This window comes from Variovorax sp. Soil_C_33 (assembly GCF_057656935.1).
In genome coordinates, this window is sequence record NZ_JBDGJK010000028.1 from 37,560 (window position 1) to 52,283 (window position 14,724).

15 protein-coding genes and 2 pseudogenes are annotated in these 14,724 nt (G+C 65.8%); 11 read left to right on the top strand and 6 right to left on the bottom strand.

The genetic code is table 11. From position 1 onward, the window contains the following. Positions 1–28: 28 nt before the first annotated feature. The 5 genes from AC3A6B_RS28865 (at position 29) to AC3A6B_RS28885 (ending at position 5,716) form a co-directional block, all read left to right on the top strand. On the top strand, positions 29–1,324 hold the full coding sequence (locus AC3A6B_RS28865) for an aconitase X (RefSeq protein ID WP_487840064.1): 1,296 nt from the start codon (positions 29–31) through the stop codon (positions 1,322–1,324). Then, positions 1,321–1,779 carry an aconitase X swivel domain-containing protein gene (locus AC3A6B_RS28870; protein ID WP_487840065.1) on the top strand — a complete coding sequence of 153 codons (459 nt, stop codon included), beginning with the start codon at positions 1,321–1,323 and terminating at the stop codon, positions 1,777–1,779. Before AC3A6B_RS28865 ends, AC3A6B_RS28870 begins: the two co-directional genes overlap by 4 nt. Next, positions 1,776–3,479: a dihydroxy-acid dehydratase gene (ilvD, locus tag AC3A6B_RS28875; protein ID WP_487840066.1), complete on the top strand. Its 1,704-nt coding sequence runs from the start codon at positions 1,776–1,778 to the stop codon at positions 3,477–3,479. The genes AC3A6B_RS28870 and ilvD overlap by 4 nt, the downstream gene beginning before the upstream one ends. 119 nt (positions 3,480–3,598) lie before the next feature. Next, positions 3,599–4,726, top strand: coding sequence for a porin (locus AC3A6B_RS28880; protein ID WP_487840067.1), 1,128 nt, complete (start codon positions 3,599–3,601; stop codon positions 4,724–4,726). Between the two features lie 15 nt (positions 4,727–4,741). After that, positions 4,742–5,716, top strand: coding sequence for a Bug family tripartite tricarboxylate transporter substrate binding protein (locus tag AC3A6B_RS28885; RefSeq protein ID WP_487840068.1), 975 nt, complete (start codon positions 4,742–4,744; stop codon positions 5,714–5,716). Between the two features lie 50 nt (positions 5,717–5,766). On the opposite strand, the pseudogene AC3A6B_RS28890 reads toward AC3A6B_RS28885, so the two are convergent. Both AC3A6B_RS28890 and AC3A6B_RS28895 read right to left on the bottom strand, forming a co-directional pair. Beyond that, positions 5,767–5,901 (bottom strand): annotated as a pseudogene (locus tag AC3A6B_RS28890) (aldo/keto reductase); the annotation flags it as partial. A 330-nt stretch (positions 5,902–6,231) separates the two neighbouring features. Beyond that, positions 6,232–6,735, bottom strand: a complete 504-nt coding sequence (locus tag AC3A6B_RS28895; RefSeq protein WP_487840069.1) for an O-acetyl-ADP-ribose deacetylase — start codon at positions 6,733–6,735, stop codon at positions 6,232–6,234. Positions 6,736–7,136: 401 nt separating this feature from the next. Here AC3A6B_RS28895 and AC3A6B_RS28900 point away from each other — a divergent pair, with 401 nt between their 5' ends. Next, a complete protein-coding gene (locus AC3A6B_RS28900) occupies positions 7,137–8,117 on the top strand; it encodes a D-2-hydroxyacid dehydrogenase family protein (RefSeq protein WP_487840070.1) in 981 nt (326 codons plus the stop codon). On the opposite strand, the pseudogene AC3A6B_RS28905 reads toward AC3A6B_RS28900, so the two are convergent. Further along, positions 8,077–8,244: pseudogene (locus tag AC3A6B_RS28905) on the bottom strand (helix-turn-helix domain-containing protein); the annotation flags it as partial. The gene AC3A6B_RS28900 and the pseudogene AC3A6B_RS28905 sit on opposite strands and share 41 nt — an antisense overlap. A gap of 508 nt (positions 8,245–8,752) precedes the next feature. On the opposite strand from AC3A6B_RS28905, the gene AC3A6B_RS28910 reads away from it, so the two are divergent. After that, complete coding sequence (locus tag AC3A6B_RS28910) at positions 8,753–9,250, top strand: hypothetical protein (RefSeq protein ID WP_487840071.1); 498 nt, start codon at positions 8,753–8,755, stop codon at positions 9,248–9,250. Between the two features lie 23 nt (positions 9,251–9,273). Further along, positions 9,274–9,786, top strand: coding sequence for a hypothetical protein (locus AC3A6B_RS28915; protein ID WP_487840072.1), 513 nt, complete (start codon positions 9,274–9,276; stop codon positions 9,784–9,786). An 844-nt stretch (positions 9,787–10,630) separates the two neighbouring features. Here the strand turns inward: AC3A6B_RS28915 and AC3A6B_RS28920 are convergent. Beyond that, complete coding sequence (locus AC3A6B_RS28920; protein WP_487840073.1) at positions 10,631–10,792, bottom strand: cupin domain-containing protein; 162 nt, start codon at positions 10,790–10,792, stop codon at positions 10,631–10,633. Between the two features lie 306 nt (positions 10,793–11,098). On the opposite strand from AC3A6B_RS28920, the gene AC3A6B_RS28925 reads away from it, so the two are divergent. Together AC3A6B_RS28925 and AC3A6B_RS28930 are read left to right on the top strand one after the other, a co-directional pair. Next, positions 11,099–11,305 carry a hypothetical protein gene (locus AC3A6B_RS28925; RefSeq protein WP_487840074.1) on the top strand — a complete coding sequence of 69 codons (207 nt, stop codon included), beginning with the start codon at positions 11,099–11,101 and terminating at the stop codon, positions 11,303–11,305. After that, positions 11,306–12,307: an extracellular catalytic domain type 1 short-chain-length polyhydroxyalkanoate depolymerase gene (locus tag AC3A6B_RS28930; RefSeq protein WP_487840075.1), complete on the top strand. Its 1,002-nt coding sequence runs from the start codon at positions 11,306–11,308 to the stop codon at positions 12,305–12,307. 201 nt (positions 12,308–12,508) lie between these two features. Here AC3A6B_RS28930 and AC3A6B_RS28935 read toward each other — a convergent pair whose 3' ends face one another. Then, on the bottom strand, positions 12,509–12,706 hold the full coding sequence (locus AC3A6B_RS28935; RefSeq protein WP_487840076.1) for a CsbD family protein: 198 nt from the start codon (positions 12,704–12,706) through the stop codon (positions 12,509–12,511). Positions 12,707–13,017: 311 nt separating this feature from the next. Here AC3A6B_RS28935 and AC3A6B_RS28940 point away from each other — a divergent pair, with 311 nt between their 5' ends. Next, a complete protein-coding gene (locus tag AC3A6B_RS28940) occupies positions 13,018–13,932 on the top strand; it encodes a ferritin-like domain-containing protein (protein ID WP_487840077.1) in 915 nt (304 codons plus the stop codon). Positions 13,933–14,106: 174 nt separating this feature from the next. Here AC3A6B_RS28940 and AC3A6B_RS28945 read toward each other — a convergent pair whose 3' ends face one another. Then, entirely contained in the window at positions 14,107–14,367 is a 261-nt protein-coding gene (locus AC3A6B_RS28945; RefSeq protein ID WP_487840078.1) for an alkaline phosphatase PhoX, read from the bottom strand. Between the last annotated feature and the right edge of the window lie 357 nt (positions 14,368–14,724).

Sequence of the window (14,724 nt, forward strand, 5' to 3'; positions counted from 1 at the left end):
GACAACACAAGAACGGAGACACAGGGCCATGCACCTGAGCGATGAAGAAAAAGCCATGATGGACGGCCGCGACGGACCGGCCGTGCAGAAGGCAATGGACCTCTTGATGCGCTACGGCGAAGCGCTGGGCGCAGAGCGGCTGGTGGAAACGCGCAACGTCTGCGCCACCATAACCTCGACCACGCCCTTCCAGCGCGACTTCGCCCTGGCCAAGGGCGGCGGCATGGACGCGGTGTTCTCCGAGTTCAGCCTCGACAGCCAGGAGACCGTCGAGATCCCGAAGTTCAAGGTGTTCACGAGCCACCTGCAGCTGGGCTTCGACCCGGGCCAGCCCGAGCGCATGGGTGTGAGCGAAGAGATCGTGCAGTTCTACAACAAGAGCGAGCGCCATGCGGCGGGGCTCGGCGCGCAGATCATGAACACCTGCACGCCTTATCAGGTGGGCAACATTCCCACGCGCGGCGAGCACTGCGCGTGGATGGAATCGTCGGCCGTGGTGTATTGCAACTCGGTGCTCGGCGCACGCACGAATACCGAAGGCCGCGAGAGCACCGGCGCCGCCATGCTCACCGGGCGCATTCCGTACTGGGGCTACCACCTCGACGAGAACCGCCGCGCCACGCACGTGGTCGAGCTCGATGTCGAGGTCGAATCGGTGCAGGACTGGGGCTTGCTCGGGTACTACATCGGCGAGCATGTGCAGGAGCGCGTGCCGGTGGTGCACAGCAAGCGCGGCATCGGGCGCGTGCCCAACCTGCCGCGGCTCAAGCACTTCGGCGCGGCGGCATCCTCTTCAGGCGGCGTGGAGATGTATCACATCGCAGGCGTCACGCCCGAGGCGCTGACGCTCGAGCAGGCGCTCGGCGGCCGTGCGCCGGTGGAGGTGCTGCGCTACGGCGACGCCGAGCGCCGCGCCACCTACGAGAAGATCAATGCGACGGGCAAGGACGCCGAGGTGCAGTACGTGATGCTGGGCTGCCCGCACTACACCATCGAGCAGATCTGGGAGGCCGCGCAGCTCATCGAAGGGCGCAAAGTGCACCCGGATTGCGAGCTTTGGATCTTCACGCCGCGCGCCATCAAGTCGCTGGCCGACCGCAACGGCTACACGAAGATCATCGAGGACGCGGGCGGCATCGTCATGTCCGACAGCTGCTCGGCCATGAGCCGCGCCGTGCCCAAGGGCACGAAGACCGTGGCGCTCGACTCGGCCAAGCAGGCGCACTACCTGCCCGCGATCCTCGGCGTGCAGGCGTGGTTCGGCAGCACGGCGGAATGCATCGATGCGGCGTGCACGGGATGGTGGAATGGAGGCTACGCATGAGCGATGCAGTTATGACTGAAGAGAAAACCATCGTGATTCGCGGCCGCAAGGTGGTCGGCGGCATGGCGGAAGGCGAGGCGCTGGTCACGCGCGACCGCATCTCGGGCTGGGGCGGCATCGATCCGCGCACCGGCACCGTCATTGAAACGAGGCACGAACTGCGCGGCCAGAGCTTCGCGGGCAAGGTGCTGGTGTTTCCGGGGGCCAAGGGCTCGTCGGGCTGGTCGGCCATGTTCCACATGACGCGGCTCATGAACTCCGCGCCCGCGGCGTTCCTGTTCAACGAGATGACCACCAAGATGGCGCTCGGCGCCGTGGTCACGCACTCGCCCTCGATGACCGACTTCGAGCGCGACCCTCTCGAGTCCATCGAGACCGGCGACTGGGTGCGCGTGGACGCCGATCACGGCGTGATCGAGATCACCAAGAAGAACAAACCTGGAGGCCGCTCATGACCGCCCGCCCACTGCGCAGCAACTTTCCGCGCGGCTCGTATCTTTGGTCGGTGCGCAATGCGCATTGGCGCGCACTCGGCATCGCGGAAGAAGACTGCGAAAAACCGAAGATCGCCATCGTCAACAGCTCGTCGGAACTCGCGGCCTGCTTCAGCCACCTCGACCGCGTGGCGGTGGAAGTGAAGGCCGCGATCCGCGCCGCGGGCGGCGTGCCCTTCGAAATTCGCACAGCGGCGCCCAGCGACTTCATCACCGGCGCGGGCGCGCGCGGCGCTTACATGCTCGGTGCGCGCGATCTGGTCACCAACGACATCGAAGTGGCCGTGGAGGGCGCGCAGCTCGACGGCATGGTGTGCCTCACTTCCTGCGACAAGACCGTGCCGGGCCAGCTCATGGCGGCGGCGCGGCTCAACATTCCAACATTGCTTGTGCCCTGCGGCTACCAGCCCAGCGGTGAATACCGCGGCAAGCACATGGACATCGAGGAAGTGTTCATTGGCGCGATGCACGCCGTCACAGGCAACTTGCCGGTAGAAGAACTCGTGGGCATGAGCCGCGAGGCGATCCGCGGGCCGGGCGTGTGCTCGGGCCTGGGCACGGCCAATTCGATGCATATCGTCTGCGAAGCCCTCGGCATGGCCCTGCCCGGTAGCGCGCCCGTAGCGGCGCTGAGCCCAAAGATGATGGCCGACGTGCGCGCGGCCGGGACACGCATCGTGCAGATGGTGTGGGACGACCTGAAGCCGCGCGACATCCTCACACCCGGCGCCTTCGCCAATGCGGTGCGCGCGGTACTGGCCATCGGCGGCTCGCTGAACACGGCCAAGCATCTGCAGGCGGTGTCGACCGAAGGGGAGTGCGGCGTCGATGTGTACGGCCTTTTCGAAAGACTCGGCCCCACAACGCCGGTGCTGGCCGGCGTGCGGCCGATCGGCGATCACAGCATCGAAGCCTTCGAAGCGGCGGGCGGGTGCCGGGCGCTGATGAAGCAGCTTGCGCCCTTGCTCGACACAAGCGCGCCCACCGTCACGGGAGGTACCGTGGCCGACAACTTGCGCAACGCCGAAGTTGCCGACGCAGAGGTGATCCGCCCCATCGATCGCCCGGTCGCGCCGCTGCCCGCCATCGTGCTGTTGCGCGGCAACCTCGCGCCCGAGTCGGGCCTCATCAAGACCGGCATCGTTGAGCGCAAGGTGCGCAGCTTCACAGGTCCGGCGGTGTGCTTCTGGACCTCGGATGCTGCCATTGTCGCGCTGAAGAAAGGCGAGATCGTGTCGGGCCAGGTGGTAGTGATGCGCGGCGCCGGTGCCTGCGGCGGCCCGGCGATGGGCGGCGGGGCCTCCCGCGTGGTGTTCGCCATTGACGGTGCGGGCCTGGGCGACCAAGTCGCAATCCTGACCGACGGACACCTTTCGGGCCTGGTCTGCAAGGGGCTCGTGGTGGCCGAGGTGTCGCCCGAAGCCGCGCTCGGCGGGCCTCTGGGGCTGGTGCGCGATGGCGACGTGATCACCATCGACCTGGACGCACGCCGCCTCGACATTGCATTGACCGACGCCGAACTCCAGGCGCGCCGCGCTGACTGGCAGGCACCGCCGCCGGCCTTCGACACCGGCTGGCTGCAGCAATACCGGCGCAACGTGAGCCCGCTGTCCAAGGGCGCGGTGCTCGTGCGCACCGAACGGCCCCAGCCGTCGGGCTAGCAAGCCCTTTTTTACCCCGGCTTTCGCCGACCGGTGCGCACCCCCGCGCGCATCCGGTGGCGCAGCCCTGCGCGCGTTGCGAGTTTTTTAACCAAGAGAAGAAGCAGGAGACAGAAACCATGAAGGAATTCTTGATGTGGTCAGCGCTGGGGCTTGCAAGCAGCGGTGCGGCGTATGCGCAATCCAGCGTCACCGTGTTCGGTGTGATGGACCTCGGCATTCAATACACCAAGGGCGATGGCGGAGCTTCGATCAAGGCGCTGTCCAATGGCGGGCTTTCGACGAGCCGGCTTGGATTTCGCGGCACCGAAGACTTGGGCGGCGGCCTGCGCGCAGGCTTCTGGCTCGAAGGCAGCCTGAACCCCGACACCGGAACCGGCCGCGCGAGCAACAGCAACAACCAGACGAGCGGCGCGGGGGTGGCGGGGCCGATCACCTTCGACCGCATGTCCTTCGTGAGCCTGTCGCACGAGAAGGCGGGTGAACTGCGCCTGGGCCGCGACTTCATTCCCACGCACTACAACAGCATCTACTTCGATCCCTTTAACGCCAACGGCGTGGCGCGCGCGGGCAACCTCACGTTCGCGGGTGCAGGTACGGGGCCGCTGCCCACCGGCATCACAGGCAGCAACACGGTGAGCTACTGGCTGCCGGCCAAGCTCGGCGGCTTCTATGGCATGGCGATGATCGGTACGGGTGAGAACGACTCCACCGCACCGAGCCGCGACGACGGCAACTTTGCCGGCGCGCGCTTCGGCTTTGCCTCGGGCGCGTTCGACATTGCCGCCGCGGTGACCCGTACCCACTACGACGCCACCGCCTCCATCGGCAACTACACGCACGCCAACATTGGCGGCACTTGGGACGCAGGCTTTGCGAAGTTCTTCGCGCTCTACAACAAGGTGACCGTGAAGCTCGCGGCCGGCACGGTGCGCAAGAACACAGCCGAGATCGGCGCGCACATTCCGGCCTTCGAGGTCGGCCGCGTTCGCGTGAGCTACGCCTCCCTGGACGACCGCAGCGACGAGAGCCTGCGCAACGCCAACGGCATGCCGCGCAACCGCGACGATGCGCGCCAGTTCGGCATCGGCTATGTGCACAACCTCTCCAAGCGCACCGCGCTCTACGGTACCTACGCGCGGCTCATGAACAGCGGCCAGGCGCGCTATGTCGTCAGCGGCGGCGTGGCACCGGCAGGTGGCCGCCGCTCGTCGGGCTGGGAGCTCGGCGTGCGGCATCTCTTCTGAAGAAAGGAGCAAGAAATGCGACGCAGAAACCTGACACTGGCGGCCCTTGCGGCCGGCGGTTCGCTGACCATGCTGCCCGGGGCGGCAGCCTGGGGCGCCGAGACCTATCCAGACAAGCCGCTGCGCCTGATCGTGGGCTTTGCACCCGGCGGCGGCGCCGACGCGCTCACGCGCATCATCGCGGAAGGGCTGTCGAAGCAGCTCGGCCAGCAGGTGATCGTGGAAAACCGGCCCGGCGCCGACGGCGTGCTCGCGGCGCAGGCCACGTCATCGGCCAAGCCCGACGGCTACACGCTGCTGATGGGCACCAACACCGCAATGGTCGCGGCGCCCACGCTGCGCCCGACACCGCCCTACGACCCGTTCAAGGCCTTCACGCCGATCAGCTCGGCCGGCCAGTTCTCGATGTTCCTGGTGGTGCCATCGAGCCTGCCGGCGAAAAGCGTGAACGACCTGCTGGCCATGGTGGCGGCCAAGCCGGGCGCCTACAACTCGGCGTCGAGCAACAGCGCCTCGGAGCTGGCCATGCTGCAGCTGCTGGGCGAACGCAAGGTGGTCAACGCGCGCTACAAGGGCGACATGCAAGCCATGACCGACCTGCTCGGCGGCCAGATCCACATGATGTTCACCACCGGCACGCTGGCACCGGGCTTCGTGAAGGAAGGGCGAATTCGCGCGCTGGTCACGCTGCTGCCGCAGCGCAGCGCCTTGCTGCCGGATGTGCCCACGGGCAGCGAACTGGGGCTGGGCAAGCTCACCATCACGCCATGGGCCGGCTTCTTCGGGCCGCCGGGGCTGCCGCAAGCGATTACCGCCAAGCTGTCGCTGGAGCTGCAGAACACGCTGAAGCGGTCGGACGTGCATGCACAGCTGGTGCAGCAGGGCTTCGAGGGCTACGGCATGAGTCCCGCAAAATTCGCTGAGTTCTTCCGCGCACAGTACGACGCCTTCGGTGCCACCGTGCGGCAGCACAACGTGAAGTTCGAATAGCCGAGGTTGCGACTCAGAGCCCGACCGAGCGTGCGTTGCTGCGCCGGAACCGCATCCGGAAATGGGCCCGCGCCGGCTGCGGCGTTGTCGGCCATGTGCTCGGCGCGGCTGGTGCCGGGAGTGGTGCAGGTCACGGCAGGGTGGCTCAGCACGAACTTGAGCAGCAGCTGGGCCCAGCTCGTGCAGCGTACAGCGCGAGCGGACCGAAGGGAAAGGGAAAGGTCTATGTCGAGGCCACGATGACCCTCGGCAAGTGGCAAATTGACCGTCTTGTCCTTCAGCAAGATGGGACCGGCATCCGCACTGAAATCGACCCGCGCCTTCCTTGAGGCACTCCCGGCCCAATACCGGCCGTTCGTCCCGGTCCTCTGATCTAGCCACAAGGCAGCGCTCCAGGCGACGGCGCGGCTAAAGTTGAGGCCTCCCTTCCAGCATTTCTGGCTGGTTCCCCGCAAGCACGCCAAACCATCATGACGACGCATCGCAGGAGGTGTCGCCGAGGACCGTGCCGGCGATTACAACAACGCTTCGTACACAGCGAGGTCCTTGTCCGAGAAGCAGCAGAAAACTACTTCCTCCAACTCACCGTGTTCTGAGACGTACGCCCGCACCTGGGTGACTGCAATGCGCGCCGCTTGATTGACGGGATAGCCATAGACGCCAGTGCTGATGCACGGAAACGCAATGGTCTTGGCGTCGACCAGCGTCGCAAGCTCCAGCGCACGGCGATAGCACGAGGCGAGCAGCTCGGGCTCATTCTGCTTGCCGCCTTGCCACACAGGTCCTACCGCGTGCACGACATGCTTCGCTGGCAGCAGAAACCCCTTCGTCAGCTTCGCGTTGCCGGCGGCGCAGCCCCTCAGTGCACGGCACGCCTCGAGCAGTTCGGGACCCGCAGCACTGTGAATGGCGCCGTCGACGCCGCCACCGCCCAGCAATCTCGAGTTCGCAGCGTTGACGATAACGTCAACCTGCAACTCCGTGATGTCAGCCTTGATTGCGCGCAGCTTTGTGGCCATTGCACTTCTCCTCAGTCCTTTCCCTGGCGCGCTCTATCCGCCATTGGGGGACTATGATGGTCAAGCGCGTCCGCCGCAATCGGGCGTTTGCACCACCTGCGGGTGAGCCAACAATCAGGCGTGAGGCATGTACCGGCGTGCAGTCGTCTGTAGGCACTCAAACGGCGCTTCATCGGCGCCGTTTGTCTTGAGGTGAAATACAGGACACGAACCTACTATACGGATGGCCAGAAAGCATTGATGTGGGAGCGATGGAAGGAAGGCTGGACCCTCCATCAGTGCACGCGGCCCGCCGACGACCAGCTCATGCTGGCGAAGCTTGCACGACGAGCTGCTAACCTCCTGCGCTCGAGCGCATCGCGCTTCGCCGGCGAACCGTCAGCCATCGATTGGAGCCCGCCATGCGGATCACCATCCTCGACGACTACTTCGACACGCTGCGCACCCTGGAGTGCTTCCGCAAGCTCGAGGGCCATCAGGTCAGCGTCTGGAACGACCACGTGCAGGACGACGAAGGGCTCTCGCAGCGCCTGGGCGACACCGAGGCGCTGGTGCTGATTCGCGAGCGCACCCAGATCCGCGCACCGCTGCTTGCGCGCTTGCCGAAGCTGCGCCTGATCAGCCAGCGCAGCGTGTATCCCCATATCGATGTCGATGCCTGCACCCGGTTTGGCATCGTGGTGTCGTTGAGCCAGCATGCCGGCACGCCCTCCTACGCCGCAGCGGAGCTGACCTGGGCGCTCGTGCTTGCCGCGGCGCGCCAGATCCCCCAGCAGGTGGCCGCAATGAAGGCCGGACGCTGGCAGATCGGCGTGGGCACCACGCTGCGAGGCAAGACCCTGTGCATCTTCGGATACGGCCGCATCGGCAGCGAGGTTGCCCGTTACGCGAGGGCGTTCGGCATGGAGGTGCTGATCTGGTCGAGTGAAGCCTCGCTGACCCGCGCACGGGCGGACGGCCATCGCGTGGCCGAGAGTCAGGCCGATTTCTTCGGCCGATGCGATGTCGTGAGCCTGCATCTGCGCCTGGTCGACCGCACACGCGGCATCGTCGGGGTCGAGGACCTGGCGCGCATGAAGCCTTCGGCGCTGCTGGTCAACACCAGCCGCGCCGCCCTGATCGCGCCGGGGGCGCTGGTCGCCGCCTTGAAGGCCGGCCGGCCCGGCGGCGCTGCGGTCGACGTCTACGAAGAAGAACCGGTGCTGGATCCGCGCCATCCGCTGCTGCAGCTGGACAACGTGATCTGCACGCCTCACATCGGCTACGTGTCGCGCGACGAGTACGAAGTCCAGTTCACCGACGTCTTCGACCAGATCGTTGCGTACGCCGGCGGCAACCCGATCAACGTGGTGAACCCTGAGGTCCTGGGTCCGCGTCGATGAGAAGCAAAGCCGGTGTCGGCGAAGCGGCATCGACGGGCGGCGATGCTGCTTTCTTGCGCCATGCTGCAGGCGGCAAGCCGAAGTGGCGCTTGAATGCGCGGTTGAACGCAGCCTCCGACTCGTAGCCAGCGTGGAACTGATCGCGCAGATCGAGACGGCCTCTGCGGGGCCCAATAAGAAACCATTGGCGACGCGGAAGAGGGACCTGAGATGGATTCCGCCAATTCCCGTGAATCTCCCCGAACTCGCACAGCTGGTGGCCACCATCAAGCCCGTTCGCTGGCCGCATCCCCACCCGATGTCGCCGCTTGCCTGTTCGGAGGGCAACCGAGCGGCACCTCGCACGGCGTCGGGGTTCCGCGATTCACCTCCCTTGTTTTCCACGGGCTGGTCCTCCGAGGGGGTGAACAAATCGTCAACTCCGGCCTGGGCAACCCAATGGGAAAAAACGGCCCCGGCTGTCAACCCCAGTTCTGAGCTTGAACTCCGTCCAGTGACGCCTACACTTTCGCCACCACGGGCATGCCCATCTCGACGACCGCCGTCGTCGTACGGCCAGCAGCGTGCGCCCCGGCTCGACTTCCGCCGCACATTCGAGTCGTCCGCCCTGCGGCACCTCAGTTGGAGATCGAGCCATGAAAGAGCTTGTTCCCTCAGCCGCGCGCGGCACCGGCCGCCGGCTTGCGCATCGGGTGGCCGCCTGCGCCGCGGCTGCCCTCGGCTTGATAGCGGCATCGATTCCCGCATCGGCCGACCAGAACGAACGCGCAGATGACGACCGCGGATCGCGCAGGAAGCCCCCGACGCTCCTGGCGACGCCGCCGCTGTACTGGAACAACCTCCAGAGTTTCGTCTGTTCGGTCACGAACGTGGGCACGGCGCCTCAGCAAGTCACCGTGACCATGCACACGGAGTTCAGGCTCATCGGCGGGGGAGGGCCCTTTCCGGACATTGTCGAAACCATCACGCTGCCGCCGGGGCCCATCCGGTCCTTTACCTTCAGCGTCCCGAGGGTGGTGCCTTTTCCGACGGGGAACTGGTGCGTTTTTGAATCGGCAGACACCAGCGTGCTCCGGGCGAGCGCCGCGATCCGGGAGGGCGACCGCATTCTTAGCACCATCGTGGCCCAGTGAAGCCCGCAGATGGAGACCTAGTCATGAACACCTTGATTTCTTCGGCAGCACGAAGCACAACGCGCGGGTTCGCTCATCGGGCGGCGGCCGCATGCATCTTGGCAGCCATCGCATCGATGGCGACATCGATTCCTGCATCGGCCGACCAGAACGAGGGCCATCAGGAACGCTCCGGCGGCGCGGGCCGACGGGCGCCGACGGTCCTGGCGACGCCACCCTTCTTCCTGGAGACCAATCAAACTGGCGCGTGTACGCTCTTGAACCTGGGCACTGTCGCGAGGGAAGTGACCGTCACCTATCACACCGAGGAAACTCAGCCGGACGGCACCCCCACTCCGGACGCCGTGACCATCGTCACGATCGAGCCGAATCAGGAGCGCGCCATGAAATTCGCCTTCGGCATAAGCAGGTCTCTCGCGCCGGTGCCGGCCTACTGCAAGTTCCAATCGAACGATACCAGCCTGCTCAGGGGTGCCGGCTATGCCGCCTCGGACTCCATCATTCAACATACATTCCGAGCCGTAGCGGCAGAGTGAAGCGGGGGTCGACTTCGCGATGATTGGCCCATAGGAGCATGCCCGCTGCTTTGGCCGAAGAAGTAGCCTCGCGCAGCGCGCGATTCGATGCGCACTGTGTTCGCGGGACGGCGCGGCGTTTCAGCGCTCGAGGTCCACCGGCGAGCCGCGCCATTCCCATGGCGCGGCCGGATCCGGATCTGCCCAGACGCTGGGCCGGTGGTGGCGGGAATCCGCTAGTGGCCACCAGATACCAACTCGGCTTCGATTTCCACGTGGGCGAGACAAACTTCCATCGCGATCTCGCAATCAGGCGGTTAAAGTGAGCGAAGGCACTCCCCTGGGCACGCACGCGAGAGTGAGGGGCACATGTCTTGGACCTCGGTCATACCTCCGGTTCTTGATTGGTCGTTTCGAATTCTCGGCCTGACAACGCACGTACGGGTGCGCACCCATCTCGGACAGTTCTTCGGAAAGGATGGCGAGCCAGGTACCGTGGCCCTCTTCGTCAACGTTACCAACGTCTCCCTGGCCCAGGATGCCGAGATCACGCATGTGTGGATAGAGACGGTGAAGGGGCAAGTGGCCCCAGACCACTTCCAGCGACCGCTTCCTGTGCGACTACGCCCCAAACAGACGTGGGAAACCTGGGTCAGCCTCGGAGCGCTCATGGCCGCCGATCCGACGAATGCTGATCGGCTCGCCAGAGTTCGGCTGAGCGACGGACGAGTTGTGAAGGGCAAGCCAGGCAGGAACGTTCCGCACGCCGGACACGTGGCGGGTGGACCATACACACCAAGGTGAGCATTAAGGAACCCCGAGGCAAGGGTTTTTTGACTCGCGGGTCGACTCCTGTCAAACCGATTCAGGCGCGACATGCGTCGATGAGGAGGAATGCCATCGTGGTTGGCCGATCGCTCCTGTTGCGCCATGCATGGTGTGTGCCGAACTGAATGGCGATGTCGCCGGCGAGCATGCGCGACATGCCGCTGTCGTCCAGCTCCAGCCAGATCTCGCCGTCCAGCACGTGTCGTAGTCGATCGAGTCCGTCGCCCGCATGCCGGGATGCTCGGCTTCGAGCAGCTCGGCCACACCCGGCGCATACTCGGTCTGCCGCCGCGGGATCGAATGCCGCGCCGTCCATCACGGAGTTGGACGGAAACTTCACGATCAGCAGGCGCGTTTGGCCCGGTGCTACCACACCCCTCGGGGCTTTCACCGAGGGTCATGCGTAGGACACGGTCGACCTCAGTTTGAGCTAACTGCTTCACTGCCGCTAAGGCTCGGTGGCCACACTGGTTCGCATTCGGCCTTCGGCCGCAAGAAAGTGGTTATGAGCAATCCTTGGACCAAGAAAAACCCGTTGATGAGCATGTGGCTCAGTGCCGCCAACAAGACGATGGGTTCGGCTCGCGGCTACGCGACGGGCGCCGCGAAGCGCCAGATTGCCACGACCCAGGCCGAGGCCGTGAAGCAGATCGTGGATTTCTGGAGCGGCAAACCCACGCGGCCGCCCGCGAGGAGAAGAACGCGCCGTTGAATGGCAAGACGAAAGAAGACCTCGGCGTGGGCCGGCATCTTTGCGCGCAGCGTCGCGGCGATCACGCGCCATACCTTGCGCGCGAACACGCGAGCCGTAAGCGCCGCTCTCAAGCCGAGCGCTGGCCGCCCGCCGGCGGGCGCAGGACAATGGATCTCCGGCGTGGCGATGGGGGCGGCCGGGCTGCGCCGCTTTCGGCTCTACCGGCCGCCTGACGTCAAGTTCGCAGAGCGGCTGCCGCTGATGGTGATGCTGCACGGTTGCGGGCAGGACGCGAAGAGCTTCGCGAGCAGCACGCGGATGAATCGCATTGCGGCGCGCGAGCGATTTCTGGTGCTGTATCCGGAACAAGACCGCATGTCGAATTCCCAGGGCTGCTGGAACTGGTTCGACACGTCGTCCGGACGCGCCTACGGCGAAGCGGCGTTGATCATGAAGGCGATCGACCAGGTCTGCCTGATGTACGCGGTGGACCGCACGCGCGTGGCGGTGGCAGGCCTCTCGGCGGGCGCCAGCATGGCGGCACTGCTGGTCACGCGGCACCCGGAGCGCTTCAGGGCGGTGGTGATGCATTCCGGCATACCGCCAGGTACCGCGCATTCGCCCCTGTCTGCGCTGGGGGCCATGCATGGGCATCGGGTCACCAGGCCGCTGCTGGCCACGCCGGCGATCATGGCCGCATCATGGCCTCCGTTGATGGTGATCCACGGCAGCTTGGATCGCGTGGTGGCGGCCAGCAACGGTCATGCAGCGGTGCAGGCGTGGGCCGACGCGGCAGGCGCCCGTGCGGGCAAAGGACGCAGCGTTCAGCGCGGCAGCCGGTATTCGGCGAACGTGACCGACTTCAAGCGACGCGGCAACACGGTAGCCACGCTGGTCGAAGTGGCGCGCCTGGGGCATGCCTGGAGCGGCGGCGCTTCGAAGCAGCCCTACAGCGACGGGCAGGGGCCCGATGCTTCACGCATGACCTGGGCCTTCGCGGCCAAGCAGTTTCGGGGTTGAGTGCAGCCGCAATGTCGGCCTTCGTGTTCGCCCAGCCAAAGCGCCCCGGGCAGACCGCAGCAAGGTTGGTGATGTCGGTGCCGATCAGCTCTCGGTTCTGTGTGTGCCTCGGGATCAGGGCGCGAGGGCGCGGTTCACTTGCGGCTTCTACGGCCCCTTCTGATTGCGCCGCGACGCCCATCAAAACCCCTCGGCGAAGTCTCAGAGCTTCCTGGCGCCGCTCTTGATCGCGTCCTTGGCCTTTTCCTTGGTGTCGCCGTACGTTGATTGCACCGTCCCAGCGGCCTCGTCCACGGTTCCTTCGTCCTTCAGTTTCTCGCTGCCTGTTACCTTGCCAGCCACCTGCTTGACCTTTCCCTTCGCCTTGTCGATCCGGCCTGCAACCTGGTCCTTGTTCATGATGAATCCCTTCAGCATTCGCTCGCGTGGCGGTTTGCCACAAACCGGAACGTGCGACTTCTGAGCACTGATGGGGCCGGTTGATGGCGCTTCGGGGCGTAGGACGACCCTCGCAGCGCGTCGAGTTGGCATGGAGATCGCACGCGTGCGTGACCATCGTGGCTTCATCGCAGGCTCGCGGGCGAAAGCCTACAGCCGCTGTCATGGCTTGATGACGACGGCGCCAGTTCGCGCGGTCCACCATCGGCGCCGACCAGGGAAGCTCCAACTCTCTCGCGCGCAGGATATGAGAACTCCGAGGAGTGCGCCTCATGACCAATGACAAGGAACCGCATCCGTCTCAGGATGAGAACCGCGACCCCCTTGCTAGCGCACCAGGCGCACATCCCCAAGGCACGGGCCTCGGCGCCGCCGGTGCGGCTGCAGCAGGCCCGGCCGTTGGCGGTCTGGGCGGCAAGGCGGTCGCCGAACGCGTCAATCCCACGGTCGAAGAGGCCTACTGGCGCGAACGCTACGCCGGCGAGTCCTACTACGAGCCGGGCCGCAGTTACGAGGACTATCACCCAGCGTACGAATTGGGCTGGTCCCGCCGAGCCGAAGGCGATGTCGACCTCGAAACCTTCGAAGCATCCCTTCCCGATCTATGGAATCTCAAGCGCGGAACCTCCAGCTTGGATTGGGAACAGGCACGCCCTGCCACGCGTGCAGCTTGGGACCGCACGGAGAGCATGTATTTCAGGACCGGGGATTCCGACGCGAGCACCGAACCCGGAGAAGTACTGGACAACGACGACCTGGTCGACGTGCTCAACGACCTGCTGAAAGCGGCGCGAGACGACGAGCTTGGCTTCAAGGCCTGCGGCGAGGTGAAGGCGACGAATCTGCAGCAGCTGTTCCATCAGCGCGCCGAGCAGTGCCATCAGGCCGCCGATGAGCTGGTGCAACTGATCTTGCGTTTCCGCGGCACCCCGGCTGAAGGCGGCACGACCAGCGGCGCGTTACATCGCGGCTGGGTCCATGTAAAAGCCGCCATGGGCGCTAGCGAGCTGTCGATGCTCGAGGAGTGCGAGCGCGCAGAGGACGCAGCGGTAGCGCACTACCGAAAGGCGCTGAAACAGAACCTGCCGCCCGAGGTCCGTAGCTTCGTGGAACGCCAAGCACACCGCGCCGAGCGCAACCATGATCAGATCCGGGACCTGCGCAATGAGGCGCGCGCGCGCCGCTGATCACGACGTTCGGGCGGGCCCGGCAGCGATCCTCCAATGTGGGCAGCTGGCATCGTCCGCGCGCAGGCGCTGGATGCTCGCCGCCGCGGCCTCGCTTGCCGCGGGTGGCCACGCATGAACGCGTCCGTGCCGGTACCGCGGCCGCCGGCAAAGTTGCCGCCCACGCTGAGCCGCTCACAGCCGGCCGAGCTCGAGCCTGGGACGCACGGCGCCGACAGGCCAGTCGGCGGGGTCGCAGACGAACCGATAGAAGCGGCCTCCATCGGCGTCTTCCGTCATGTACAAGGCGCGCTGGACGGGGTCCACGCAGATGGTCTCATGCGCGAAGCGCCCGAGCGCCGGGAAGCTTCGACCCGCCTGGCCGTCGACCCAGGGCGAAAAGGGATCGCACGATGCGGGAGCTGAAGCCCAAGGGCAGCATGACGCCGTTGGCATCGGCAGGCTGCAAATCGGACATCGTCTCGAACGGGCTCCCCACCGTCGATGCTTTCGCCGTTGCGAAGGTGAGGCTGACGGGGCCAGCGCGGACCCAGGGCTGAGCGCCGCCGGTACGGACGAAGCTCGGACCTCAAGGGTTGGCGCTCGCTGGTCGACCTGCGCATCAGGGAGCTCGCGGACCGGGGCACCGCGTCGAAGGCGTAGCGGCCCGCAGGTGTTCGGGTGCAATCCGACTCAGGGATGGCGGGTCCGCAACCTCCCTGGTTCAAGCGATTGTTGGGCTGCTGCCGGTTTCGTGGACACCGGCCTAAGCTTTTTGAGCTTTCTCGAACTCTATCGGGCTGACGTAGCCGA